The organism is Microcoleus sp. EPA2 (genome assembly GCA_020882975.1).
In the GTDB taxonomy this organism is placed as follows: domain Bacteria; phylum Cyanobacteriota; class Cyanobacteriia; order Cyanobacteriales; family Microcoleaceae; genus Microcoleus.
Genome location: JAHRFD010000024.1, coordinates 1 through 24,504, shown reverse-complemented (window position 1 = coordinate 24,504; position 24,504 = coordinate 1). Strand labels below are relative to the sequence as shown.

Here is a 24,504-nt window from a genome sequence, read left to right as displayed (position 1 = left end):
GGTCGATCGCACCTCCTACTAAATTTGCGCTAAAAACCCCTATTTATCGAGGTGGAGAGGGGGATTAGCAATCGACCAAAAAAGGGGTGCATCACCGGGATTTGCTATCACTGAAAATTCCCGCTTCAGAATCGGCTGTTTGCGCCCGGAATTGCACAGCGCCAGCCTATGGACAACCCGCTGGTGATTTTTTTGGCTTGAGGAGCGATCGCCCCCTTTCCCGTGTAATATTTATACGATCCCGATTCAACAGGATCACAATAGCTCAGGCGCTAGTCGCTGCTCTGCCAAATCGCGGATGAGAGAAAGCCGAGACTGGATGTACTCATCTAACACATCTGCTTCTTTACCATTGAGCGCAGAGTTCATCTTCAACTGTTTGAGTAACCACTGTACCAAGGTGGCATCATCCAAAGTCACCAACAGAGTGGCTTGGGTGGTTTCAATTAGTGACCAGAGTTGACGTAACATGACTGGAGTCATAAAATCTCCTTGAGGGTGAATACCCCTTAGATGGGCGGGCATAACGAGAAGCTGGTCTTGGTATTTTGAGCCGACAGACGAAAAGCACCTTAAGAGCCATCGACTTAATGATTATTTTATATTTCACCACAATAACTGAAAATAGTAGTGTCCAGCGCTACAACACACAAGACGTTATAAGAGTTTCAAATCTCTTCACATAGAAATAAAAATATTGATTAAACTTTAAAAAAGTTTACATAAACTCCCCCTTGAGGATAGATTGTCAAATCTCAGATTTAATATCTAAAGTCCATTGACTACCACTGAGGTTTTGAAAACCAGCCAGAATCACCTCTAGCTGAGCAATCAGGGAAGCAGAGCCTGCCAAATCCTCTGGCTGTGATTCGGCGCGACGTTGAAGTTGGGCAGCAATCTCAGGCATTAACCGTACCGCAGCCGTAGCGCTGACACCCTTAATTTGGTGAGCATAGCGCCCTAGAGCTTCGGCATTTCCCGCAGCGAGGGCTTGTTTAGCAGATTCTAAATAATTGCTAGTATCAACCACAAAAGCTTGTAAAATCTCCCGTTCAAACTCTAAATCAGCCCCAGTAATTTCGTGCAAATGTTCGACATCTACTAAAGATTCTAGATCGAGTTTGATATCTGTTTTTAGCTCCTCAGCAGAAGTCGGTGAATTGTCAATATTAGATATTTGATACTTAATTCTTAAATGTGTAGACCATTTTTCTAGTACAGCTTTTAACTTGTCCATCGAAATCGGCTTGCTGATATAATCATCCATGCCAGCGGCCAGACACTTTTCTCGATCGCCCTTCAAAGCATTGGCAGTCATCGCAATCACCACTGTCTGTTGGTGTGGCTGCATCTCACCAGAAGCAATGGCAGCCGCTTCGAGGCGACGCAATCGAGCAGTAGCTTCATAACCATCTAAAACTGGCATTTGACAATCCATTAACACAATATCATACTTCTCGATCGCCACCATAGATAAAGCCTCTTCGCCGTTATTAGCCACATCCGCAGCACCTCCCAAAACTTTCAGTTGATTCAGACAAACTTTTTGATTAATCGGAGTATCTTCAACTAACAAAATCTTCAAGTTAGCTAACTCTTGTTGGTTAGCAACTAATTCTCCATCAACAGTACCTGTGGTTGTGGAATTTGCCTCCTCTTCCTTGATTACCGCATCAGGAGCGATCGCCTTTACCAAACACTCCAACACCCGATGAGTTTTGACAGGTTTAATTAAGTAACCACTAAAACCTGCATTCAATAAGCGTTGTGCCTCTTCTATCTGAACCACAGAAGTCAAAACTACCCACTTAGTTTGCTGCATTGCTGACTCAGAAATAATTAAACGTTCCAGACTTCCTCGGACCATTTCTGGTAACTGAATATCAACCAAAGCAATATCAATGGGGCTATTTTGGCTGATAGCTTTGTACAAAGAGGCGATCGCCATCCAGCCACTATCAGCTTCCTGAACTTCCATTCCCCAAACCACAGCCATTCTCCGCAGCATTTCTCGCACCGGCGAATTATCGCTAGCCACTAATATTTTTTTACCCGCCAGCATTTTTTGCAAATTCACTTCGGCAGCCGTCGCCGTAGGAGTTACCATCTCCTTAATAGCCGGTAAACTAAACCAAAAAGTCGAACCAGCACCGGGGGTACTTTCGACACCAATTTCACCCCCACTCAACTCCACCAACTGTTTGCAAATTGCCAGTCCCAAACCAGTACCTCCATACTTTCTAGTAGTAGAAGCATCAACTTGAGTAAAAGATTGAAATAGTTTTTTCTGATCTTCTGGATAAATCCCAATCCCACTATCTTTAATTTTAAATATCAAATATTGTTCCCTTTCTATTCCCAAAACTAACGGTTGTCTCTCCTCAGTTTTTTGGGGGATTATGGTTGTCAATAAACCTTTCTGACTCGAAATAGATACCTCAATTATGACTGCTCCTCCCTCGGTAAATTTAATAGCATTATTTACCAAATTAGTAAGAATTTGACGCAACCTTACCGCATCACCTCTAATTTGTAACGGTACATCTCTGTCAATCAAAGCGACCAATTCTATACCTTTTTGTTGTGCAGGAGTTGCCAACAACTCCAAGACTTCCTCTAGACAGATACTGACATTAAATCCTATAGTTTCCAAGCGCATTTCTCCAGCTTCCAGTTTCGAGAGGTCAAGAATATCATTAATGATTGACAGCAGATTTTGACCACTAACTTTCAATGTCTGCATAAAGTCAATTTGTTCGGGAGTCAGATGAGTTTTCAATAGCAAATCAGTCATTCCCATCACCCCATTCATGGGAGTCCGAATTTCGTGACTCATATTGGCTAAAAATAGCGACTTCATCCGAGACGCTTCTAGTGCAGCTTCCCGTGCTTGTTGGGCTTGTTCAAACAGAGTAGATTGCTGAATGGCGATCGCCAACTGTACGCTCAATCTCCCCAACAAATCCACCTCCGAAGCAGTCCAAGCGCGACAATCGCTGCACTGGTGAGCAACCAGCAATCCCCACAATCGATTTTGACTCGTTTCTAAAATCCCTTCCTGCAAGCCAGTCTGGGGATTTTTAGAAAAGACTTGCGTGGTTAACTCCTGATTTTCATCAGCGATAAAAATCGGGACAACTAAATTAGCCCTTACTTGCAAAGTAGCTAAAAAAGCCCGATGAGTTTCAGTCAATTCTGCCTGATAAATATCTTCAATAGCTTGAATTTTTCCAGCCATGTACATCGCTTTGTAACTCTCACCAAAACAATTGTCTTGAAGCTTTCTGCCCAGCATTGGCATCCAATCATTGCCGACGGATTCAACCACCACCACCCCGGTTTTATTTGATTCAAAACGGTAAATTACAGTGCGGTCAGTTGCTAGTAATTGTCGAACTTCTTGGACAGCCGTGTTAAGAGTTTGAGTGAGGTTGAGAGACTGCCGAACCCGCTGAGCCACCGCCGAAACCAACCGTTCCTGTTCTGCTTGTTCCCGGAGCATTCTTTCGGCTTTCTTGCGTTCAGTGACATCGCGAATTACCGTCGCAAAGCACAGTGGCTCTCTGTTTTTCGGGTGTTTCACCAGAAAAACGTTCATCAAAGCATCAAAGCGTTTACCGCTATGTAAGTGTTGCAGTATGCCTTCTCCTTGCCACTGTCCCTGAGTGCGAATTTTGGGCAAAATCTCTTGAATAAACTTCTGTTGAAAACCGGAACCAATATAATCCCAAATTTCTGTATAGAGAGCTTGAGAAATATTTTCCAAACCCACCAGTCGCCGTCCAGCTTCGTTGACAAACAATGTTTGGCCTTCCAGGGTAGCCATGGCGATAAAATCGCTGCTGTTTTCAATAAGCGAAACAAATTTTTGGCGTTCTTCTTCTGCTCTTTTCCGTTCAGTAATGTCGCGTTTGACACAAACATGACAAATGACATCGCCACCATCATTAATGACAGAATATGCAGCTACATCCATCGCCAAAATTCTTCCATTTTTAGTTAAATTAGTAGTTTCACCCCTAAAACTTCCATTGTTACTTAAACTTTTGGCAATTTCCCCAAATCGCTCCCCGGTAATCTGCCGAGGTGTTTTTGTTTCTAATTCGTCATCGGTATATTCTAGGAGAGATTGGTGAGCGCAATTTTGTTCTATAAAAAAACCATCAGCATCAATAATCACGATCGCATCGTTGGAGTTTAAAAATATTTCTCGGTAAAGTTTGAGCTTTTCCTCATCCCGCTTGCGTTCAGTGATATCTCTGTTAACTGTCACATAACAAACTACATTGTTAGCTTCATTTACCACAGAAAAAGCCGAAAGTTCCACCTCCACAGTTCCAGCTTCCACAGCCTTAAAACAGGTAATTTCACCTCGATAGCTTCCGGTGAGAGCTAAGCTTTGGAGAACCGATGCAAAGGTGTCTTCTCCTAGGTGGACTGCGGGCGTTTCTCGTTCCAATGCTGATTCGCTGTAGCCCAGCAAAGCCGTGTGAGCTAGATTTCTTTCCCAATAATATCCTTGGGGGTCGATAATCGCGATCGCATCGTGGGATTTTAAAAATATTTCTTGATATAGTTGCAGCTTCAATTCAGCTTGTTTTTGTCCGCTCACATCCAGGAACAAACCATAATAAAGCACAGCCCCAGACTCTTGCATTTCAGGATGTGCATCCCCTCGAATCCATTTAAGTTTTCCAGAGGGGGTGACAATTCTGCCTTCCCAGCGCCAAGGCTGCAAATTTTCAGCAGCCAGGAGTACAGAATTGACAAATTCATCTCGATCTTCAGGATGAATTAAGTCAACAATTATCTGAATATCTTGCTGAGCAGCAAGAGGTTCAATTTCATACAAGTCTAGACAACCTGCACTCAAAAAAGAGAAAGCCAGGGAGCCATCGGGATGCAAATCCACTTGATACACCGTACCTGGTATATTAGCCGTAATTTTTTGTATTTGGGCTTGGCTTTCACGTCTAGCTGTATCTGTTATGGAGGATTGTGTAATCTCGCGAGAAAAACCCAAAATTGCGAATACATTTCCCGCAGCATCATACACAGGCAGTTTTTGGGTGTCAAAGATGTGATGTTTGCCGTTAGTAAAGGCGATCGGGCTGTCAGGATTGTGAATTTTCTCCCCAGCGAGTACGGCTCGATCTTCTTCGCGCCAGCCTCTAATTCCGCCATCGCGATCGCCAAACACTACTGTTTCCGAAAATCCTAATTCGATATCATCTTTGCCAATAATCTCTGGAACGGTTTTGCCTAAGTATTCAGCAAAACTTTGATTGACTAAAATGTATCTAAAATTTCGATCTTTGGCAAAAACTCGGTCCGGGATAGCGTCAATCAAACCTCGCAGCAATAGTTGTTGATTTTGTGAGGACAAATCTAGGGGAAAATTCTGAGTAGCTGATACCTCTAATTTTTGCTGTTTAGATGATAAATTCACCCATGCTTGGGAACAGATGTGAGCAGTCGTATGGAGCAAGCACAGGCGATCGAAATCAAAAACCTTCGCCGCCACTGCACCGATGAACAACACTCCCAAAAATTCTGTGCTTTCATCGAGCATCACCGGAGCCATCAACACAGATTTCAACTCAACAATTGGGGGGTGTTCCAGATGGTGCGCCCAATCCCGATTTCCTCCCAGCCATTGAGTACGAGCCTCCAGCAAGCGAGACTCAATTTCCAATTTTGTCGCTTCAGTTAACGGCGCTGAGTTTTGACAGTAGATGCGATCGTCCAAATGGGTCAAAATAGCGATCGCTTCTGTGGGAATCAAGCGCCCTAGATATTCCATACCAGCAGACCAAATTTCCTCAACACTGAAAGCTAATTGCACTTTAGCACTCAGTTCCTTAAAAACTTGCACTTCCAAGGTACGCTGGCGGACTTTTGCTTTGAGGCTGGCGGCTAGGATTTGCATAGTGCTGATTACACCGATTTGCTGATGTTATGTTGATTGATTATCAAATTTTTTTCAACAAAAATGGTTAAATATATTTGACAACAATACAAATTTTTGATACTTATCCTGCATTCTACCTTTAAAAAAAACAGTATAGCAAACCCCAAGGCAGTTAGGAGGTTTTGCAGTGCTCAAAGCATTGATGTTCTGGCATTTTCCTTCTAACTTATTTTTATCCTCAGCCAGTTGCCCCCTAGGGAAGAGGAAGGGAGCCTTCTTGCTTCTTGCTTCCACATATGCGATCGCCCCACTCTAGCGGGAGCGAAGCAACAGCACAAAACACCTGCTTCACTCCGGTGGCTGGGCGTGAGGATGAAACTATCCCATTAAAATTACGGTATCTATGACATGGATCACACCGTTATCAGCTTCGATATCGGCAGCGACAACAGTAGCATTTTTTACCTCAAAACCGTCTGAGCAATCAATTTTAATCGGCGAACCTTCCAGGGAAGTTACACAACCGAGTTTTGCCAAATCAGCCTTCATAAACTTGCCAGAGACAACGTGAAACATCAGAATCCGGCTCAGTTGGGGAACGTTCTGTACTAAAGTGGTGATAGTTCCGGGCGGCAACTTGGCAAAGGCGTCGTCATTGGGTGCAAACACAGTGAAAGGGCCCGGACTTTTGAGGGCATCTACCAAATTAGCCACTTGCACTGCTGTTACCAGGGTTTGGAAGGAACCAGCACCTACAGCAATATCAACAATATCAGGCATTCAGTTTTACCTCATTTCATAAAAATTCTCCACTAAGTATCGTAAACTGATGTGGCAAACAATACATAATTTATTTGTGAAAAAATTGCTAATTGGGGAATTAATAAATATTATGTTCCTACCAATTTTGTGGATGGCAGTCAACTCCTAATTATGAAGCCATCCAATCCCAGCTATTTATAGTCATCCTTCCCATCATTCATTAAATTTTTATCACTTCTTGTGAGTACCGAGAATTAAATTACCCAATTTCCAATTGCCCAGGCCCCAAACTAATAAGGGGCGCACTGCGCCCCCTACTAATTAACTAACTAAAGTGGTAAAAAATTATTTGCCACCGATTTGCACTTTCACTACGCGGTTCTTTTCCGCTTCGGCTTTTGGCAAATTCAGGGTCAAAACCCCATTTTTATACTCAGCTTCTACGCTTTCATTTTGAATGCGGGTAGGTAGGGGAATTACCCGGCGGAAAGAGCCGTAGCGGAATTCAGAGCGAGTCATACCTTTTTCTGTTGTCTGAGTTTCCGATCGCCGTTCGCCGCTGATAGCAACCGCTTCTGCTGTGACTTGCACGTCCAAATCTTCAGCTTCCATACCCGGAATTTCTAACTTGAGATGGATGGCTTCGGGAGTGTCGTGAATTTCGGCAGGCGGGACAAAAGCCACACCGTTAGAAGAGCGATCGACTGCTGGTGTCAAACTATCAAACAACCGATTCATTTCGCGCTGTAACGAGTCCATTTCCCGCAAAGGTTCCCAACGAATAAGTGTCATAGTTGATAACTCCAATCTCTTAAGTTTCTAGAGGTTGAGGAAAACTAGATTCAACCTGTATTTAATATATTCAACATCCAGAAACTAGGGGATGCGGTTTTCTGGAATTGGGGCGATCGCATTTCCGAACATAGGCGATCGAGCCGACTGCATCAGTCCTGGACGCAATTGTCACAATTAAGTAACTCACTGCCTTGTCCACCGCGAGTGTCCAAAAGAAGCGTAGGTATTAAACAAAGCACCCACTAAACCAAAAGTAGTGCCAATCACCAAAAATCCCTGGAGGGGACAACCACTGCCAAAAGTAGCCAAAAACTGTAAAATCAGGTGTTCCCCAGAACGACCAACCCCTTGGAGAGCAGGCACCAGACCGATCAGCAAAAAGCTAGTCCATCCCACGCCGATTAACACTAAAGGGGCGAAAAAGCTTAACAGGCTGCTCAGCAGTACGGAGCGAAGAAAATTTGGAAAAATGCTCATAGGAGTCACTAAATTCAGCTAAACTGCCGAAAGGTGTACAAGTCAACAAAACCTGTCTTTTTCCAAGATAGGTAGCGATCGCCATTCGCGGCTAATTCCGTCAGAAATCTTAAATGTTAGAGAAGAAACTTGTTTAAGATTTGTAGATAGATTTCATTTTTTCCAGTAGTTATACAGTCCCAATCCCCGTGAGCCCTACTACATCTTCGAGTCTTGGTTTATGGAGTCGGCGGTTACTAGCAGCAATTTTATTGGGAGGCCAAGTAATGCTGCACTTACTCACCCGCAAAATTAACCGTCGCAACACCTTGGACCAAATGGCAGCAGTTGGCCCAGAATCCCTGTTGATTGCTTTGCTGACTGCGGGTTTTGTCGGCATGGTATTTACAGTCCAGGTAGCCAGAGAATTTATTAGCCTCGGTGCCGGCAATGTCGTAGGCGGAGTGTTGGCCCTGTCTTTGACCCGCGAACTAGGCCCGGTTTTAACCGCCGTGATTGTCACCGGACGAGTCGGTTCGGCTTTTGCGGCGGAAATCGGCACAATGCAAGTAACAGAGCAGATAGACGCCCTGCTGATGCTCAGAACAGACCCGATCGACTATCTCGTAATTCCCCGCGTCATTGCTTGCTGCTTGATGCTACCAATTTTAACCATCTTGTCCCTCGTCACAGGCATCGCTGGCGGATTGCTGATTGCGACGACGATGTACGGAGTCTCTCAAACCGTGTTTCTAGAATCAGTCCGCAGTTTTCTGACACTGTGGGACATTTGCAGCGCCACCATTAAAGCTTTTGTCTTCGGTGCTTTGATTGCTGTGATCGGTACAAGCTGGGGTTTGACCACCACAGGTGGGGCCAAGGGAGTCGGCCAATCAACTACAACTGCCGTGGTGACAGCTTTGCTGGCTATTTTTATCTGTAATTTTTTGATGACTTGGGTGATGTTTCAGGGGACTGGTAGCAGCGTACTCAAAGGCCTTTAAGCTGGGAAACTGTAAAATATAAATTATTGACAAAATTCGTTTGGCCCAAGCCCGTGAATACAACTGCCTCTTCTAGCACACCGACAAATACGATCGAACTTGAACCGAGTTATGCGATTCCCCTAGTCCTCGTGCTTGCCTCCGTACCGCTGCTGTTCGTGCAGAAGTGGGTGAGTTTGCCACTTTCGCTGTTCGGCTTGTTTTTGATGTATCAAGCTGCTACCATCCGTCTGCAATTCACCCCAACCAATTTGGACATTTATCGATCGCAAAAGTTAATTCGCCAGTTTCCTTACCGAGAATGGCAAAATTGGCGGATATTTTGGCCCGCAGTGCCAATTTTGTTTTACTTCAAAGAAATTAACAGTATTCACTTTCTGCCGGTTCTGTTCGATCGTAAAATGCTACAGACTTGCTTAGAACAGCGTTGTCCCCGTCAAGACTGAAAAAGTTGTTAATTTTTAATTTTTAACTTTTCCGTGCCCCATGCTAAACAAAATTTCCCATGAATTCAGACGAATCTCCAACCCAAGAACCACAAGCACCACCAGTCCCGCCAACCGTTGAGAGCGAGTCTAATTTGCCCGTGCATCAGGATTTGGACCAACTCCCATCGCCCACAGAGGATTTACCAAGCGTTGAGATGGAGAAACCAGAACCCCTCGGCCAAATTGGGCCAGAAACAGACATCCAGTTAAGCGCGACAGATTCCGAAATCGCCCAATTCGTTGACGAAGCAAGTGCCCTGGCCCCAATTTCGCCTCCTACCGACTTATACCAGGGCCAGGAGGAGTCCCCCATCGCTCAAATTCATCCGCAGCCAGACTCTACGCCGACTCCAGCGACAAAAATGGTAACAGACATCGAAGAAGAAGAAAATGTTACCGCAAACTTGGCAGAGCGAGTCCAAGCATTGCAAGAACAAGCACAAGATTTGACCGAGAAAATTGCTACTCTGGAATCGGAAAAAGTCCAAGCCAAAGAAGCATTGGCTGAGGCTCAAGCATCGATGGGACGTTTGGTACAAGACAGCTTGATTCAATTAGAGCAGCGCAAACAAACGTTACAAATAGAAGTAGAAAAACTCGAACGTCGGCGCGATCGCATTCAAAAAGAAATGCGAACCACTTTCGCAGGCGTTTCCCAAGATTTAGCAATTCGAGTCCAGGGTTTCAAAGACTATCTAGTAGGTAGTTTGCAAGATTTAGCCGCCACCGCCGAACTCTTAGATTTGACACCCCCGGTGCCGGAAAAAACACAGCAATTTACTGTGGAAGAATCTTCCTCCTCTTCCCCCATCAATCCCAGATTTTCCGAACAGGGATTTCAAGAACAGGCCAAGCAAATTCGTCGCACTCTCGATCAATATCGCACTCTCCCTGACTATTATGGCCCCCCTTGGCAACTCCGCCGCACCTTTGAACCCATCCACGCCGAACGAGTTTCTAACTGGTTTTTTACCCAAGGAGGAAGGGGTGCTTTGCGGACCATGGGTTCCCGCTTGCAAAATATCCTGATTACTTCGACAATTATTTCTGTGCTCACCAGCGTCTATGGTAGTCGGGTGCGGACTTTGGTACTGGCAAACAGTCCAGAACGTTTGGGAGAATGGCGCAGGGGTTTGCAAGATTGTTTGGGGATTACTCGCAGCGATTTTGGCCCGGAACGGGGGATTATTATGTTTGAGTCTGCGGAGGCGTTAGCTCAAAAAGCCGATCGCTTGGTGAAAGATGGCAAATTACCGTTAATTGTGATTGATGAAACTGAGGATTTAATTAGTTTGTCAATGCTGCAATTTCCGCTGTGGCTAGCCTTTGCTCCCGATCCCCAAAGTTTGATAGCTGCTAAGGATTTTTAAATTGGTAATTGGTAATTGGTAATTGGTAATTGGTAATTGCTAATTGCTAATTGCTAATTGCTAATTGCTAATTAGGGTAAGAGAAAGGTTCCAAATCTTAAAAGTACACGAAATCTAAAATCAAAACATGGCTAGCTGGATAATTTTAAATGGAGTATTGCTAATTTCCACTTACTTCCTCGGTTCAATTCCGACTGGGTACGCCTTGGGTAAATGGATGCTGGGAATTGATATTCGAGAGGTTGGTTCGGGTTCTACTGGTGCGACTAATGTGCTGAGGACTTTGGGGAAGTGGCCGGGGTTGGCGGTGTTGCTGGTTGATGTGTTGAAGGGGGTAAGTGCGATCGCCCTTGTTCGTTACATTTATGCTCTCAATTTTACCCAGCAGTTAGCCACCACCGCAGGTTTAGAAAATACTGCAACAGTCATTCCTTGGATGGCAACTTTAGCAGGTTTATTTGCTGTTTTAGGACACAGCAAATCGATTTGGCTGGGCTTTACAGGCGGTAAATCTGTGGCTACCAGTTTGGGAGTTTTATTAGGTTTATATTGGCCTGTGGGTTTGGGAACTTTGGGAGTTTTCGCCCTCGTTTTTGCAGTGTCTCGAATCGTCTCTTTGAGTTCAATTATGGGGGCAATTAGCGTGGCGGGATTGATGTTTGCTTTACATCAGCCGCTGGCTTATATATTGTTTGGAATTGCGGGTGGTGTATTTGTAATTGTGCGGCACAGGAGCAATATTCAGCGTTTGTTGAATGGTACGGAACCTAAAATTGGGCAGAAATTGGAAACAGCAGCTAGCGATTAATCGGTAGTAAGCTGTTGTGCAAATAAACATTGTAGATTTTGATGACAATCAAAAATTGTCAAATTCTCTCCCCATCAGACTCTCAATTGCCATACACAATCTATATGAGCAACAGCTTATTGTTGTACCGCTGGTTGCAGATTACCATTTCTCTGACCAATCTTAGATTTAAGCTTTTTTATGATGAAATTGCAGCACATCCTACAGCTTAGAATCCCTGAACTGAGATAATGCTGTTGAGAATACTGTTTTGCAGTTGAGCAGGTGTTATACCCTCAACAAACCCGATTAAATCTCCTGAATTCCTGATTTTGATCAAAGTCCCGGAAGTCACAAAAGATATTGGTCTTAATAAATCTGGACTGGCAAAAGATCCCGCAGCTTGCGGAAATTCCGCCTGTACTGTAATAGGCACATTTGTCAAGTTTTCCAACACTATATCATTCACAGTCAAACTGTCTGCTAATCCAATTTTATCGAAAGGTTGTCTGAAACCTACAATGAGATCGGCATTATTGATATCTGTAACTCCGGGTTCTGCTTGGAGGACGTACAAATTATTGCCCCCGATTTTGAGTGAATTACTATCACCAAAACCTGCTAAAAGGTCTCGACCAAAACCTCCCACTAGAGTGTCATTTCCGCTACCGCTAACTAACAAATCAGTGCCTTTACCGCCCAACAAAACATCATTTCCACCGTAACCAAAAAGCACATCTCCATCTTGACCGCCGTTGAGAGAGTCATTTCCCTGATCTCCAGCTATAGCGTCTTTCCCTTTTCCCCCGAATAAAGAATCGTTGCCAAAGTTCCCTCTGATAATATCTTCCCCCTCATTGCCAAATATCAAATCGTTGTTTGTTGAGCCATCGACTGTATCGTCACCTCCCAGCACAAAAACTCCCTCAGAAGAGTTACCTAAACTTCCCACCCGTAAATCAGTGTATTCGGATGTATTGTCGCCAAAGAAACGCGACGTTCCAGATGGGTCTGTTTGTAAAGCCATAAAATATTTGTCCCTAAAATTTCGGATGTCAACATGATTAAATAAGCCTCTTTCAAAGTCAATTCATATATTCATAACTTTGAGTTCATAAAAGTCATAACTTTGAGTTCGTAAAAGTCATATTTGTGCTACGATAGACCTCAAAGAGTGCGGCGAGTCGAGGGGATGGAACGATTTATGTGTCTGAATTCAGGGGATATTCTGCGCGATCGCTACAAAATTATCGCTGAATTAGGGCGGGGAGGCTCTGCCATAACTTATAGAGCTTTCGATCGCAATAACCCAGAAAATTCCCTGTGCGTCGTCAAGGAAATTAGGCCACATCAATCTACAGATCCGCGAGCCTTGGAAAGGGCAAAACAGCTATTTGAAAGAGAAGCAACAACTCTGAACATTTTAAGTCAGCACCCGCGCATTCCCGCGTTCATCGAGCATTTTCAAGAAAACGGGCTGTTCTACATAGTGCAAGAATATATTGACGGACATTCCTTACAAAAAGAATTTATTCCCAATCACCGCCAGACAGAAGAACAGGTAACAGAATTATTACGAGATATCTTAGAAATTCTCAAGTTTGTCCACGAGAACAATGTCATCCACCGCGATATTACACCGTCGAATTTAATCCGGCGCAACAGCGATGAAAACATTGTTTTAATTGATTTTGGAGCCGTTAAAGAAATTGGCACGGTCGAGATAACTGCATCGGGAAGAACGAAAACCACAACCATCGGCACTCCCGGATACAGCGCTCCCGAACAATTAAACGGTCAACCCAGATTATGCAGCGATATTTACTCGGTCGGTCTGATTGCAATTCAATTTTTGACGGGGGTGAATCCGCGAGAACTTCCGCAGGACCCAAGGACAGGTGAAATTATCTGGAATTACTCGCTTCCAGATCGACCGATGCTGCACGTTAACCAACGTTTGGCAAAGATTTTGAACAAAATGGTGCGCTATCACTTTAATCATCGCTATCAATCTGTTGCTAAGGTATTGCGGGACTTGGATGCGCCGCCTCTGCCGTGGAATTGGCTGTTGTTGGCGATCGCCCCAATTGCGATCGCAGGTACGATCGCGATCGCTCGCAACAATATTTTCCCGTCAAAAACTGCTTTAGTCTTCAAAGATGGCTTAAGTGCTGGAGAAGAAATTCTGTTTGCAAAGTCTAATCCTTGGCTCAAGAAAAAAGGAGTTGAGGGGTTTGCAGCTTCAAATCCACAGCCAGCTTTGAAAAAATTTAAAGAATCGTGGCAGAAAGAATACGGCAACGATCCAGAAACTTTAGTTTACATTAACAATGCTTTTTTGGAGGCTAACAAAATTCCTTATTACACAATTGCTGTAGCCCTTCCCATCGGATCGAGAAATCCCGACTCTCCCAATCACATTGGCGATCGGGCAAAAGAAGTTCTGCGGGGAGTCGCTTTCGCGCAAACAGAAGTTAATGTGGGGCTGGCTAAATCTAAGGGCGATCGAGACTTTCCAGGTCAAGGTTTTTTACCCAATCAAGCCATTAATGGCAAAGGACTTAAAGTCATTATCGCTGACGATGCGAACGATGAATCAGAGGCGAAAAAAATAGCAAGTTTGCTGGCAAAGCAACCGGAAATCTTAGCAGTTGTCGGTCACACCAACAGCGAGATGACGATGGCCGCGGTAGATGAGTACGATCGAAATAATCTGGTTGCAATCTCTTCCGGTGCTTCCACAGAAGAACTGACCTCCGAGCCGAAAAAGTTTTTCTTTCGGACTCAATACACGAGCAGTTTAATAGCGAAAGATTTAGCAGACTACCTGTTGGCAAAAAAACAAAAACAAGCAACAATTATCTACAATCCGTCAAATCCATTCAGCACATCTTTTAAGCAAGAGTTCACCAAGTATTTTAGAGACAGTAAAGGTGGAAAAATAGTCAGAATTCGCGATTTCGATTTATCTAAAAAAGACTTCAACGCCCAAAGAGCAATAAAGGAACTCCAGGGAAAGGGAGAAACTGCGATCGCCTTAGTTCCAGACGCTCAAGTTACGACATCTCTAAACAACGCTGTTGAAATAGTGAAACTTAACAACGATCGTCATTGGATTGTCGGGGCGTGGACTTTGATGAGATCGGAAACTTTAGAACTGGCATCCCAGAGAGAGGAAAAGTCGTTTAAAAAAATCATCTTATCTGTCGGCTGGCATCCCTTAAACAGTCCCAACAAAGCATTTCCCCAACAGGCTCGCTCGCTGTGGGGAGGAGAGGTAAATACCCGTACAGCTTCGGCTTACGATGCAGCCCGCGCGCTGATAAAAGCCTTGGAAATGCAGCAAAATCCCAGCCGCGAAGGAATGCAAAAAATGCTTTCGTCTCCTGATTTTAGGGCAGAGGGAGCAACAGGAACCATTCAGTTTAACTCGCCGACAAATGGCGATCGCAAAAATCCTCCCAGCGATTTGGTGCATATTGTAGAATGTCCAAAAGAACAGTTCGGCCTCGCTTTTGTTCCCGTCAAGTATGCGACAGCCACTGCGGCGGGTTTAAAATGCGATTGAGGTTCGATCGGGCAGAAACCGGGTTTTTGCGAGAATATTGGGTTGTGGCGAACAGATTCTGCCAAAAACCCGGTTTCTTTGATTTTACTATCGGTCAGAAATTCTACGTCTTAAATTCTCTGCTGTTATTTTCCCAATTCTTGAGAACGCAAACAAGCTGCTTTCACTGCTTCGATCAGCGCCGCTCGAAAGCCATTACTTTCGAGTTTAGCAATGCCGGCGATCGTTGTGCCACCGGGACTTGTGACTCTATCTTTCAATTCTGCTGGGTGCATTCCTGTTTCTTGTAATAGTTTCGCCGTACCGAATACTGTTTGTAGGGCTAATTGGGAGGCGATCGCCCGTGGCAGACCAGCACACACACCGCCATCTGTCAAGGCTTCGATTAAAATTGCCACATAACCTGGCCCTGAACCCGAAAGTCCTGTAACCGCATCCAGCATATTTTCAGGGACTTCCACCACTTCTCCCACCGCCTGAAAAATCCGCTTTACTAATTCTAAATCCGCCGGTTGCACCAGTTTTCCAGGGGCGATCGCGCTCATGCCCGCCCCCACCGTCGCCGGAGTATTGGGCATCACCCGCAGCACTCCCCGCCCTGGGAATGCCGGTTCGAGCTTGCTCAATGGTACTCCCGCCAAAATCGACACGACTAACGCTTCTGACTTAGTATTAGCAGTCTCTCCATTATTTCCCTGTTTGCGATCGTCCGCCACAGCCAATTCCAAAGCAACCGTCTCAAAAACTTGTGGTTTAATCGCCAAAAACAGCACTTCTGTAGCAGCAGCCACCTCTAGATTGCTAGCTGTTGTCCCAATCCCGTATTTCTCAGTCAAAAACTGGCGGCGTTGGAGTTGTGGCTCGCTCACCAATATTTCCGAAGGCAAATAAACTTTTTGTGCAATTAAGCGGGATAAGAGAGCTTCTCCCATGACTCCACCGCCGATCGTACCAAATTTTATCATAATTATTTGTTATTTGTTATTTGTTATTTGTTATTTGTTGTTTGTTGTTTGTTATTTGTTGTTTGTTATTTGTTGTTTGTTGTTTGTTATTTGTTTTAGATTTTTATTCCTGATTGGTTGTTATTTCAATTCCGGTTGTATCGGAATGATTAAACCACAGAGAACACAGAGGACACAGAGAAAGAGAAGAGAGAAATCATAATTCTGATGTCAACGGATTTGATATTACTCATGTTATTTGTCTCCCGCCTTGATGCCGGAGTCAGTAGTTATTAGTTAATAACTACTAACTACTAACTACTAACTAATAAGTGATGACTACTGAGCCATTTGAGCTTGTTCTGCTGGCCAGACTGTCGGTGCCGGAGCCGCAGTGCGGGGCCGTCCTTGAGCTGGAGGTACTTCGTGAACTACACCAGATTGAGTTCTTACCTGAACGCAGCTTGGTGTAAACAAGAAAATACTTTCGCCAATGCGTTCTTGATGACCGTCAAGGGCGTAAGTACCACCAGCTACAAAGTCTACAGCTCTTTGTGCTTGGTCTGGGTCCATAATGGTCAGATTCAAGACCACAGATTTCCGTTCCTTCAGCGCTCGAATTGCGGCCGGCATCTCTTCAAAAGTGCGCGGCTCCATAACTACCACTTCCGAAACTCCGTTCATAGCTCCAGGCATTCCAATCACGTTATTCATTACTGACCCTACTCCCCCGGTTGGTGTAACAACATCTGTATTTGTCGGTCCTACTACTGATCTCTCCCGCATTCTGCGATTTTGGCGACGTTCTTCTTCAGCCGCCACTGCTGCTGCGGGATTCGGTTCAGGAGGTTGATAGGCGTTCTGATAGCGCGCCTCCTCCAATTCATCGTACTCGCCATCGTACTCTTCTTCGTTGTTAAAGCCCACAAAATCTTTTAGCTTGGAAAAAATGCTCATGATTTATTCTCCATAACGAGTTTGCAGCCCCCACTATACTCGCCTTGCGCGTAAGTCACGGGTTGCTGACTAATTGATATTTAACCGATACTTTTTTGCTAACATTTGAAGTTAAGACCAGAGCCGATATCTTTGATGATTTCTGCCTCTGGATCTGGCTGCTACATGAATTCCACCAATCTGGCGAGGTGATTTCGCTGTTTTGGTGAACTAAGTAGGCATTAGCAGACAAGGCTAACTCCAATGGCACGGCGCTGGTAGGAATTTACATCGTAGAGCCTTTGCTTAGCCTCGTTGTTGATGCTTTTAATTTTCCCGACCTTGGCGTATCTTCTTAGTGTTTGAGGATGCAAGCCCAGAAATTCGACCGATGATTCTGAGTGGTACCTATGCCATGAGTCGAATCTTAACATATATGGGATATCATCCCCTCCTAGAACCAAATAAGGTTTGTCCTAGCCGTATCATAGTAGCACCGGCTTGAATAGCCAAGTGATAATCTCCTGACATTCCCATCGAGAGTTGCTCCATGTGAATGTGGGCAAAATTTTGCTGCTGGATTTGGTCAGCAAGTTGGCGGGTAGTGTTAAAAAATTCTAGGATTTGTGAGTCATCTAATCCCAGGGGAGGTATTGTCATCAAACCTTGAATTTTGAGGTGTTGACATCTGTTGAGTTCGGGAAGGTCTGCCAGTAGTTCGGGGATAGTCCAGCCGTATTTGTCTGGATCGGGCAAAATTTTAACTTGCAAGCAAACTTGGGGAGAGCAGGATAGTTCTCCGGCTAGTCGATCGAGTCTAGTTGCGAGTTTTAAGTTGTCGAGAGAATGAATCCACTGGAATTGCTCTAAAGCTTTCGCAGCTTTGTTTGCCTGCAAGTGACCGATTAAGTGCCAATTGATACCTGGCAAATCTTGGAGTTGACTTTGTTTTTCGGCGGTCTCTTGAACCTTACTCTCCCCAAAGTCCCGAATTCCGGCATCGTAGGCTTCCCGAATCGCATCAGTAGGTACTTGTTTGGTAACGGCAATTAACCTTACTGAGTCAGGCAATTGTTGGCGAATGGTAGCAATCCGAGAGGCAATAGTCATAAAAAAAAACCAATGAGCAATTACCAAGTTTTTATTGAAAAGTTCGCTTGTGAACGATCTGCAATTGGTCGTACTCCTTATATTGACCGCTGCGGCGGAGAGTGCGGAGGCGAATTTCGACCATTAGGCGAGCATCGGAACGACTGATGGGTTCAAATCTCAAACCGCCAGGGCCGTTTGTTACTAAAAAAAACAGGCGCTGGGCGTAGAGAGTCGTAAATAATTCTTGGCTGTCTTCAACCTGAGACACCCTGAATAAAAGGCCAAAATTGGGATGATTAAGGTAGGTTTCGGTAGTCATTAAAAGCTCACAATCGGACAATTTTAGATTTTAGATTTTAGATTTTAGATTTGAGTTTCGCTCTCAGGTGGGACGTCGCGTGGTTGAATGCGGGCTGCAAAGGGCGATCGCGGTGGGCCTAAAGTAGTCTCCGTCGTGGCTGAGGCTCTATTGCCACTGGCAATTCCCCCAAGTACAGGCTAGTGTTGAGGCTGTTCCGTGCAGTCGTACCTTTGGGGCTCTACTGTCCGATCGTTCAACTTTGACGTCTTTATAGCGTAGTCCCCGCCATCCCGTGCCTAGGCAGGGCGGTTTCATTCTCCAAAAAACGAGGGCTTTGTAGGGGTAGTGCCCCCGTGCCTACCCCCCCACAGACCATTTTCAGTCATTTCAGGCATTGGGGCAACCACGGGGGGATTGCCCCTACAAAGAATGAAACAGCCCTGCGTGCCTAGGGCCTTGACAACGGCTTCTTTTGCTGGCCCGCGCTCTGCTAGTTGGTTCTATGAAACTCGATTCATTTTACCTTTAATGCTGCTCTGTTGAGAATTTAGTTGCGCACAATCTTTTTGTGCGGCGGGCGTGTAAATTTTTTCCACAAAGCGATCGCCCAATCCCTCGCTTTGTGGCTTGAATGCGTGGAACGTCTAGTATCTATGTCCCTAGATAGATGTTCAATTTTAACTGTCCCAACCCCAAACTAAGCGGGCACTCCAGAGAACTATTAAGCAGGCGATCGCGATCCAGTCTCGAATTTTTAGGTGCAACTGGTGCCATGCTACGCGATGTCGATCGGGACTGGTGAAGCCACGAACTTGCATGGCGCTAGCAATTTGTTCTGCTCGCAAAAGCAAGTTTTCTAACAATCGTTCGGCGATCGTCAACCATACTTGAGCAGCGCGTCTCAATCCTAGTTTTTTCCAGTTTATAGCTCTGGTTCTGACCGATCGCACTAAATTTTGAATTTCTTCCAATACTAGGGGAATGAAGCGCAAAGATAAAGTTAAGGTTAAAGCTATTTCTGTCACCGGCCAGTTCAAGCGGCGCAGGGGCTGCATTAAGTTTTCGATCGCAGTGGTAATTTCTTCGCTGGCTGTGGTAAGGAGATAGAGGTTGGTGCTGTAAATTACTGTAAAAAATAAGGTGCTGACGTTGATAGCTAAATCTAGGGATTTGCGGGTGATTTTGATCGGGCCTTGCTTGAATAAAACGTAATTATAATTTGTGGGTTGAGGGAGAGAATTTGGGGTTGGGGATTTGGGCTTTTGGTTGGTAGATTTTGAGTCTAAATTAAAGGGTTCGTACCAGGGTTTTGGTGGAGTGGGTTCGGGGAGGGTTTTGGGCTGCTGGGAAAAGGCTAATTCGTCGGCGGGGAGACGGGGCTGGTGTTCCGATGGGAGTGCATCAGGGGCGATCGTACTCAGGCCAAATACTAACAAGCAGAATAGCAACAGCATTCCCATTTGCTGTTTCCACACCCGGAGGGGAATTGCTGCACTTAGTGTCAGGATGATTAACATTCCCACTAGCATCAATCGCCAGATTGGATTGGCGAGTATGGGCGCAATCAGGAATGTCATCAACCAGGCTAATTTGACTCGCGGATCGAGGCGGTGGAGCCAAGTTATGGGTTGTTCCAGGTATAGTCCAATGGGAAGCGATTTCAATAAATCCATCTTGTGTTTGTTAGATGTTAGATTTTTTAATTAATTTCAATTTATTTATTGTTGAAGGTTGATTAATTTATTTTTTGGGGAGCATCCCGATTTCGCCCCTACGAATATATTGGCAAAACTGAGATGCACCCATTTTTTTTAACTTTTGTTATTTAATAAAAGCTTTGAATTTTAGATTAAGTCTTTGGCTGTAAATCGTAATTAATTATATCATCAAACAGCTTTTTTTTCAATCTAAAATCCAAAATCCACACTATCAAGAATTACTTGACGCGGAGTGCTCTGTTTGTGCTGCTTTGTTCTGATTCACGAACTTTTTTGCCTCTCCAAAGTAACCGCATGGGTGTGCCTGTAAAGCCTAGGTGTTTGCGAAATTGGCTTTCCATGTAGCGGCGATAGTTTTCGGTGAAGCGTTTGGTGTCATTGACAAATAGGGCGATGGTTGGTGGTTGCGATCGCACTTGAGTGCCGTAATAGATTTTGCCTTGTTTTCCTTGGCGTGTCACGGGGGCGGAGTGCCAGCTTGTGGCTTCTTCTATGACTTCATTAATGACGGCGGTGGTGACGCGGCGTTTGTGTTCGCTGGATGCTTTATCTACTAATTCAATGGTTTTTTCTACTCGCTGTCCTGTCATGGCGCTAACAAAAATCATTTCTGCCCAATCGAGGAAATAAAGTCGAGCTCTGACTTCTTTTTCGTACTCGTAGATGGTATCGGATTCTTTGTCTTCTACGGCATCCCATTTGTTGACGACGATGATGCAGGCTCTACCTTCTTGGCTGATGCGATCGGCTAATTTTTGGTCTTGATCGGTAACACCATCAATGGCATCTATTACTAGCAGTACGACATCAGCACGACGGATGGCTTTGAAGGCGCGGTTGATCCCGAAGAATTCTGCACCGTATTCGACATTTTTCTTTTTGCGAATGCCGGCGGTGTCGATTAAACGGTAGGTGTTATCGCCACGTTTGACGATGGTGTCGATCGCATCGCGAGTTGTCCCGGAAATTGGGCTGACTATGGCGCGGTTTTCTCCCAGAAATGCGTTTAACAAACTGGATTTGCCGACGTTTGGCCTGCCAATAATTGCCACTTTAGTTTCTTCTACTTCCGGTAATACTTCTGTGGGAAGATAAGTAATTAATTGGTCTAGCAATTCGCCGGTGCCGTTGCCGTGGATGCCGGAAATTGGGTAAGGTTCTCCTAGTCCTAATTGCCAAAAATCTGCTGCTTGGGTGAGTCCGGTAGTTTCCGATTCGCATTTGTTGACGGCTAGAATGACGGGGACTTTTTGCAGTCTCAGCCAAGAGGCGATGGCTTCGTCGCCCCCAGTCAGTCCCACTTTTCCGTCAACTACGAAAATTGCTGCACTGGCTTCTGCGAGGGCGGCCATGGCTTGTTCGCGAATCATGGGCAGAAATTCGGTTTCGTCGTCGAATACTAGCCCGCCGGTGTCTACTACTTGATATTCGCGATCGCCCCAGTATGCTGGTCTGTAAGTGCGATCGCGCGTAATTCCCGGTTCGTCGTGGACGATGGCGTCTTGGCTGTTGGCTAGGCGATTGACAATGGTCGATTTGCCGACATTGGGGCGTCCAATAATAGCAACTATAGGTAGAGGCATAAAGGTAGCAGCAATCAGGCTGCTTTGTAATTTTGATGTTTGACCTTTTATTATAGGCTGAATGTGACTGATATGGACAGACTTATTTCTGTATTGGGTTTAGTGGTTTTTGTTGGGCTGTCTTATGCCTTTTCAGTCGATCGACGCGCGGTTAAGTGGCCACCGATACTCTGGGGAATTGCTTTACAGCTAATTTTCGCTATTTTGATTCTCAAAACTGCTCCGGGTTTGGCGGTATTTAAATTTTTGGGAGATTTAGTCACCCAGTTTCTCAATTTTTCTGATGCGGGGGCTAAGTTTGTCTTCGGTGACAATTTTTCTGAACATTTTATCGCTTTTAAAGTTCTGCCAACAATTATCTTTTTCTCTTCGTTTATTACTCTACTTTATCATTACGGGATTTTGCAGCGAGTGGTGCAGGTAGTGGCTTGGGGGATGATGAAAACCATGAAAACTTCCGGTGCAGAAACCCTTTCTTGTGCTGCGAATATCTTCATCGGACAAACGGAAGCTCCTCTGTTAATTAAACCCTATTTGGCGACGATGACTCTCTCGGAACTTCACGCTGTGATGACGGGCGGTTTTGCGACGATTGCGGGAGGAGTAATGGCCGCTTATATTTCTTTTGGAGTGGCTGCGGAACATTTAATTGCCGCTTCGGTAATGTCCGCACCGGCGGCCTTGGCTATTTCTAAATTGCTGTACCCGGAAACGGAAAAATCCCTGACTGCTGGGGTGGTTGAGGTGAAGGTGGAACAGGTTTATGCAAATGCGGTGGATGCCGCGGCTTCTGGTGCTAGTGATGGGTTGAAGTTGGCGGCTAATGTGGCGGCGATGCTGATTGGTTTTTTGGGTTTGTTGGCTTTTTTAAATGCCGTTTTGGGTTGGTTTGGAGGGCTGATTAGTTTGCCTCAATTATCGCTGGAATGGATTTTTTCTTATTTAATGGCTCCCGTTGCTTGGCTGATGGGGGTGCCTTGGGCGGATTGTGGCAAGGTGGGGATGATTTTGGGCAAAAAGACGATTTTAAATGAGTTTATTGCTTATTTGGATTTGATGGATTTGGTGAAACAAAAGGCGATTTCCCAACGATCGCAAATTATTACAATTTATGCTTTGTGCGGTTTTTCTAATATTGGGTCGATTGGAATTCAGATTGGGGGGATTGGGGCGATGGTTCCTGAGCGAAAGGGCGATTTGGCTCAGTTGGCTGTCAGGGCGATGATTGCTGGTTCTGTGGCTTGTTTCATGACTGCTTGTATTGCGGGAATGCTGCTGTAAGGGCGATAGGTTGAGCATTTTTTTTGTTGCTCATGGGTTTCTGGGCTCATGGGCACAAATTTTTCCTTTTCCTCCCAGGTCCTCACCACCTAAAAAATTAGTATATTAAATAAAAATTAAATAATCCAAAACTTTCTTTAATTTATGGTATTCCCTTGATAGTTTTAGAGGCTAGACATCAAATTATAGCGATCGGCTATTATGGTAAGTAGTCAGAATTTTAATCTTTAATACCAATTTTTTATGATGCTGCATATATCTCGATCCCCCCTAATAAAGAGGGCGGGCACGGGGGCACCGCCCCTACTAAGGGGGGGACAAGATTCCGATCGACAGTCCCCCTTATTAAGGGGGGGGGACAAGATTCCGATCGACAGTCCCCCTTATTAAGGGGGGGACAAGATTCCGATCGACAGTCCCCCTTATTAAGGGGGATTTAGGGGGATCGAAATATACGCAACGACCCATTAAATTGGTGGTGAAGGGAAAGTTAAATTTTCCTCAAAGCTCAACAACACAGTAGGTGGTGTACTATGGCTGTTCTGCAACTAGATGATGGTACGATATACAGGGAAATTGGGGCGATCGCGAACAAACTAGCTGGTTTAAACATTCAGATAGACCGTCTGGCGATCGACAAAACTCCTGCGGTTCAAGAACTGCTAGTCCAAGACCTGCTCAATGTAACAGAAAAACAGCAGATCCTCGCAGCATTTAAAAGCGAATTTGAAATGTTCAAATTCACCGGTGGATGTCAGTGGTGTGACTTAAAAGTGCTGCACCCTGGTTCGCCACTGATTTACGGGATGATGACTCAAAGCTATCGTACTCATACCCACGCCGATGCAGAAGTCATTCATGTTTTAGCCGGCGAATGTGTGTTTGGGTTTGTATATCCTAACGGTTCTGAGGTGCAATTATTGTTGGAATCACAGGAATATATTCAAGTTCCCCCCAACACGGAACATTGGTTTTATCTCACGGCGTCGCTACACTTGAAAGCGGTGCAGTATTACACCACGGCTCAAGGGTGGGTGCCTCAATATACGAAAAGGCAATTGAAAATCAAGAACTGAATGTACGAAAAAAATTACCATACAGTTCCTGGTAGGGGCGGGAAAATTCCTGGTAGGGGCGGGTTTGACGAATAATATAAGTAAAAAACAAACAAACTTAATCAACCCGCCCCCGCCCCACGAAAAAATCAACCATAAAATTCCTGGTAGGGGCGGGTTTGACGAATAATATAAGTAAAAAACAAACAAACTTAATCAACCCGCCCCCGCCCCACGGAATGTACGAAAAACTTAACCATACAGTTCCTAGTAGGGGCGGGTTTTACCAATAATATAGGTAAAAAACAAACAAGCTTAATCAACCCGTCCCCGCCCCACGGAATGTACGAAAAAATCAACCACAAAATTCCTGGTAGGGGCGGGTTTTACGAATAATATAGGTAAAAAACAAACAAACTTAATCAACCCGCCCCCGCCCCACGGAATGTACGA

Annotated in this window: 20 protein-coding genes; 7 read left to right on the top strand and 13 right to left on the bottom strand. The window is 44.9% G+C overall.

Features of this window, described 5'->3' with window-relative positions:
• Positions 1–255: 255 nt before the first annotated feature.
• From AAFP14_RS19430 to AAFP14_RS19410, 5 genes are all read right to left on the bottom strand, one after another.
• Positions 256–483, bottom strand: coding sequence for a hypothetical protein (locus tag AAFP14_RS19430; RefSeq protein ID WP_341733857.1), 228 nt, complete (start codon positions 481–483; stop codon positions 256–258).
• 265 nt (positions 484–748) lie between these two features.
• On the bottom strand, positions 749–5,929 hold the full coding sequence (locus tag AAFP14_RS19425; RefSeq protein WP_341733856.1) for a PAS domain S-box protein: 5,181 nt from the start codon (positions 5,927–5,929) through the stop codon (positions 749–751).
• A 360-nt stretch (positions 5,930–6,289) separates the two neighbouring features.
• Positions 6,290–6,691 (bottom strand): fasciclin domain-containing protein, encoded by a 402-nt coding sequence (locus AAFP14_RS19420; RefSeq protein ID WP_341733855.1) that lies wholly within the window; start codon positions 6,689–6,691, stop codon positions 6,290–6,292.
• A gap of 327 nt (positions 6,692–7,018) precedes the next feature.
• Positions 7,019–7,465: an Hsp20/alpha crystallin family protein gene (locus AAFP14_RS19415; RefSeq protein ID WP_341733854.1), complete on the bottom strand. Its 447-nt coding sequence runs from the start codon at positions 7,463–7,465 to the stop codon at positions 7,019–7,021.
• Positions 7,466–7,651: 186 nt separating this feature from the next.
• The gene (locus AAFP14_RS19410) at positions 7,652–7,945 is read right to left on the bottom strand and encodes a hypothetical protein (protein ID WP_341733853.1); all 294 of its coding nucleotides are present in this window, start codon (positions 7,943–7,945) and stop codon (positions 7,652–7,654) included.
• A gap of 188 nt (positions 7,946–8,133) precedes the next feature.
• Here AAFP14_RS19410 and AAFP14_RS19405 point away from each other — a divergent pair, with 188 nt between their 5' ends.
• The 4 genes from AAFP14_RS19405 to plsY all read left to right on the top strand — a co-directional run bounded on the left by AAFP14_RS19405 (position 8,134) and on the right by plsY (position 11,594).
• A complete protein-coding gene (locus tag AAFP14_RS19405; RefSeq protein WP_341733852.1) occupies positions 8,134–8,928 on the top strand; it encodes an MlaE family lipid ABC transporter permease subunit in 795 nt (264 codons plus the stop codon).
• A 53-nt stretch (positions 8,929–8,981) separates the two neighbouring features.
• A complete protein-coding gene (locus AAFP14_RS19400; RefSeq protein ID WP_341733851.1) occupies positions 8,982–9,374 on the top strand; it encodes a DUF3119 family protein in 393 nt (130 codons plus the stop codon).
• Positions 9,375–9,433: 59 nt separating this feature from the next.
• On the top strand, positions 9,434–10,786 hold the full coding sequence (locus AAFP14_RS19395; RefSeq protein ID WP_341733850.1) for a DUF3086 domain-containing protein: 1,353 nt from the start codon (positions 9,434–9,436) through the stop codon (positions 10,784–10,786).
• 127 nt (positions 10,787–10,913) lie between these two features.
• Positions 10,914–11,594, top strand: a complete 681-nt coding sequence (gene plsY, locus AAFP14_RS19390; RefSeq protein ID WP_341733849.1) for a glycerol-3-phosphate 1-O-acyltransferase PlsY — start codon at positions 10,914–10,916, stop codon at positions 11,592–11,594.
• 208 nt (positions 11,595–11,802) lie between these two features.
• On the opposite strand, the gene AAFP14_RS19385 is transcribed toward plsY, so the two are convergent.
• Positions 11,803–12,600, bottom strand: coding sequence for a calcium-binding protein (locus AAFP14_RS19385; RefSeq protein WP_341733848.1), 798 nt, complete (start codon positions 12,598–12,600; stop codon positions 11,803–11,805).
• Between the two features lie 165 nt (positions 12,601–12,765).
• On the opposite strand from AAFP14_RS19385, the gene AAFP14_RS19380 reads away from it, so the two are divergent.
• Complete coding sequence (locus AAFP14_RS19380; protein ID WP_341733847.1) at positions 12,766–15,141, top strand: bifunctional serine/threonine-protein kinase/ABC transporter substrate-binding protein; 2,376 nt, start codon at positions 12,766–12,768, stop codon at positions 15,139–15,141.
• Between the two features lie 125 nt (positions 15,142–15,266).
• Here AAFP14_RS19380 and proC read toward each other — a convergent pair whose 3' ends face one another.
• The 7 genes from proC to der all read right to left on the bottom strand — a co-directional run bounded on the left by proC (position 15,267) and on the right by der (position 21,715).
• Positions 15,267–16,112 (bottom strand): pyrroline-5-carboxylate reductase, encoded by an 846-nt coding sequence (proC, locus tag AAFP14_RS19375; RefSeq protein WP_341733910.1) that lies wholly within the window; start codon positions 16,110–16,112, stop codon positions 15,267–15,269.
• A 312-nt stretch (positions 16,113–16,424) separates the two neighbouring features.
• Complete coding sequence (locus AAFP14_RS19370) at positions 16,425–17,042, bottom strand: cell division protein SepF (RefSeq protein WP_340522157.1); 618 nt, start codon at positions 17,040–17,042, stop codon at positions 16,425–16,427.
• A gap of 221 nt (positions 17,043–17,263) precedes the next feature.
• Complete coding sequence (locus tag AAFP14_RS26730; protein ID WP_472851071.1) at positions 17,264–17,455, bottom strand: MerR family DNA-binding transcriptional regulator; 192 nt, start codon at positions 17,453–17,455, stop codon at positions 17,264–17,266.
• 10 nt (positions 17,456–17,465) lie between these two features.
• Positions 17,466–18,131: a YggS family pyridoxal phosphate-dependent enzyme gene (locus tag AAFP14_RS19365; RefSeq protein WP_341733846.1), complete on the bottom strand. Its 666-nt coding sequence runs from the start codon at positions 18,129–18,131 to the stop codon at positions 17,466–17,468.
• 31 nt (positions 18,132–18,162) lie between these two features.
• Positions 18,163–18,432 carry a transcriptional coactivator PipX gene (gene pipX / locus AAFP14_RS19360; protein ID WP_340522155.1) on the bottom strand — a complete coding sequence of 90 codons (270 nt, stop codon included), beginning with the start codon at positions 18,430–18,432 and terminating at the stop codon, positions 18,163–18,165.
• A gap of 659 nt (positions 18,433–19,091) precedes the next feature.
• Positions 19,092–20,087: an energy-coupling factor transporter transmembrane component T family protein gene (locus AAFP14_RS19355; RefSeq protein ID WP_341733845.1), complete on the bottom strand. Its 996-nt coding sequence runs from the start codon at positions 20,085–20,087 to the stop codon at positions 19,092–19,094.
• A gap of 263 nt (positions 20,088–20,350) precedes the next feature.
• Complete coding sequence (gene der, locus AAFP14_RS19350; RefSeq protein WP_341733844.1) at positions 20,351–21,715, bottom strand: ribosome biogenesis GTPase Der; 1,365 nt, start codon at positions 21,713–21,715, stop codon at positions 20,351–20,353.
• Between the two features lie 72 nt (positions 21,716–21,787).
• On the opposite strand from der, the gene AAFP14_RS19345 reads away from it, so the two are divergent.
• Both AAFP14_RS19345 and AAFP14_RS19340 read left to right on the top strand, forming a co-directional pair.
• Positions 21,788–22,996 (top strand): NupC/NupG family nucleoside CNT transporter, encoded by a 1,209-nt coding sequence (locus AAFP14_RS19345; protein ID WP_341733843.1) that lies wholly within the window; start codon positions 21,788–21,790, stop codon positions 22,994–22,996.
• A gap of 533 nt (positions 22,997–23,529) precedes the next feature.
• A complete protein-coding gene (locus AAFP14_RS19340; protein ID WP_341733842.1) occupies positions 23,530–24,072 on the top strand; it encodes an acireductone dioxygenase in 543 nt (180 codons plus the stop codon).
• Positions 24,073–24,504: the final 432 nt, after the last annotated feature.

Coding starts and splice junctions, on each gene's coding strand:
- AAFP14_RS19430 (WP_341733857.1), bottom strand. CDS start 483: ATGACTCCAGTCATGTTACGTCAACTCTGGTCACTAATTGAAACCACC.
- AAFP14_RS19425 (WP_341733856.1), bottom strand. CDS start 5,929: ATGCAAATCCTAGCCGCCAGCCTCAAAGCAAAAGTCCGCCAGCGTACC.
- AAFP14_RS19420 (WP_341733855.1), bottom strand. CDS start 6,691: ATGCCTGATATTGTTGATATTGCTGTAGGTGCTGGTTCCTTCCAAACC.
- AAFP14_RS19415 (WP_341733854.1), bottom strand. CDS start 7,465: ATGACACTTATTCGTTGGGAACCTTTGCGGGAAATGGACTCGTTACAG.
- AAFP14_RS19410 (WP_341733853.1), bottom strand. CDS start 7,945: ATGAGCATTTTTCCAAATTTTCTTCGCTCCGTACTGCTGAGCAGCCTG.
- AAFP14_RS19395 (WP_341733850.1), top strand. CDS start 9,434: ATGAATTCAGACGAATCTCCAACCCAAGAACCACAAGCACCACCAGTC.
- plsY (WP_341733849.1), top strand. CDS start 10,914: ATGGCTAGCTGGATAATTTTAAATGGAGTATTGCTAATTTCCACTTAC.
- AAFP14_RS19385 (WP_341733848.1), bottom strand. CDS start 12,600: ATGGCTTTACAAACAGACCCATCTGGAACGTCGCGTTTCTTTGGCGAC.
- AAFP14_RS19380 (WP_341733847.1), top strand. CDS start 12,766: ATGGAACGATTTATGTGTCTGAATTCAGGGGATATTCTGCGCGATCGC.
- AAFP14_RS19370 (WP_340522157.1), bottom strand. CDS start 17,042: ATGAGCATTTTTTCCAAGCTAAAAGATTTTGTGGGCTTTAACAACGAA.
- AAFP14_RS26730 (WP_472851071.1), bottom strand. CDS start 17,455: ATGTTAAGATTCGACTCATGGCATAGGTACCACTCAGAATCATCGGTC.
- AAFP14_RS19365 (WP_341733846.1), bottom strand. CDS start 18,131: ATGACTATTGCCTCTCGGATTGCTACCATTCGCCAACAATTGCCTGAC.
- pipX (WP_340522155.1), bottom strand. CDS start 18,432: ATGACTACCGAAACCTACCTTAATCATCCCAATTTTGGCCTTTTATTC.
- AAFP14_RS19355 (WP_341733845.1), bottom strand. CDS start 20,087: ATGGATTTATTGAAATCGCTTCCCATTGGACTATACCTGGAACAACCC.
- der (WP_341733844.1), bottom strand. CDS start 21,715: ATGCCTCTACCTATAGTTGCTATTATTGGACGCCCCAATGTCGGCAAA.
- AAFP14_RS19345 (WP_341733843.1), top strand. CDS start 21,788: ATGGACAGACTTATTTCTGTATTGGGTTTAGTGGTTTTTGTTGGGCTG.
- AAFP14_RS19340 (WP_341733842.1), top strand. CDS start 23,530: ATGGCTGTTCTGCAACTAGATGATGGTACGATATACAGGGAAATTGGG.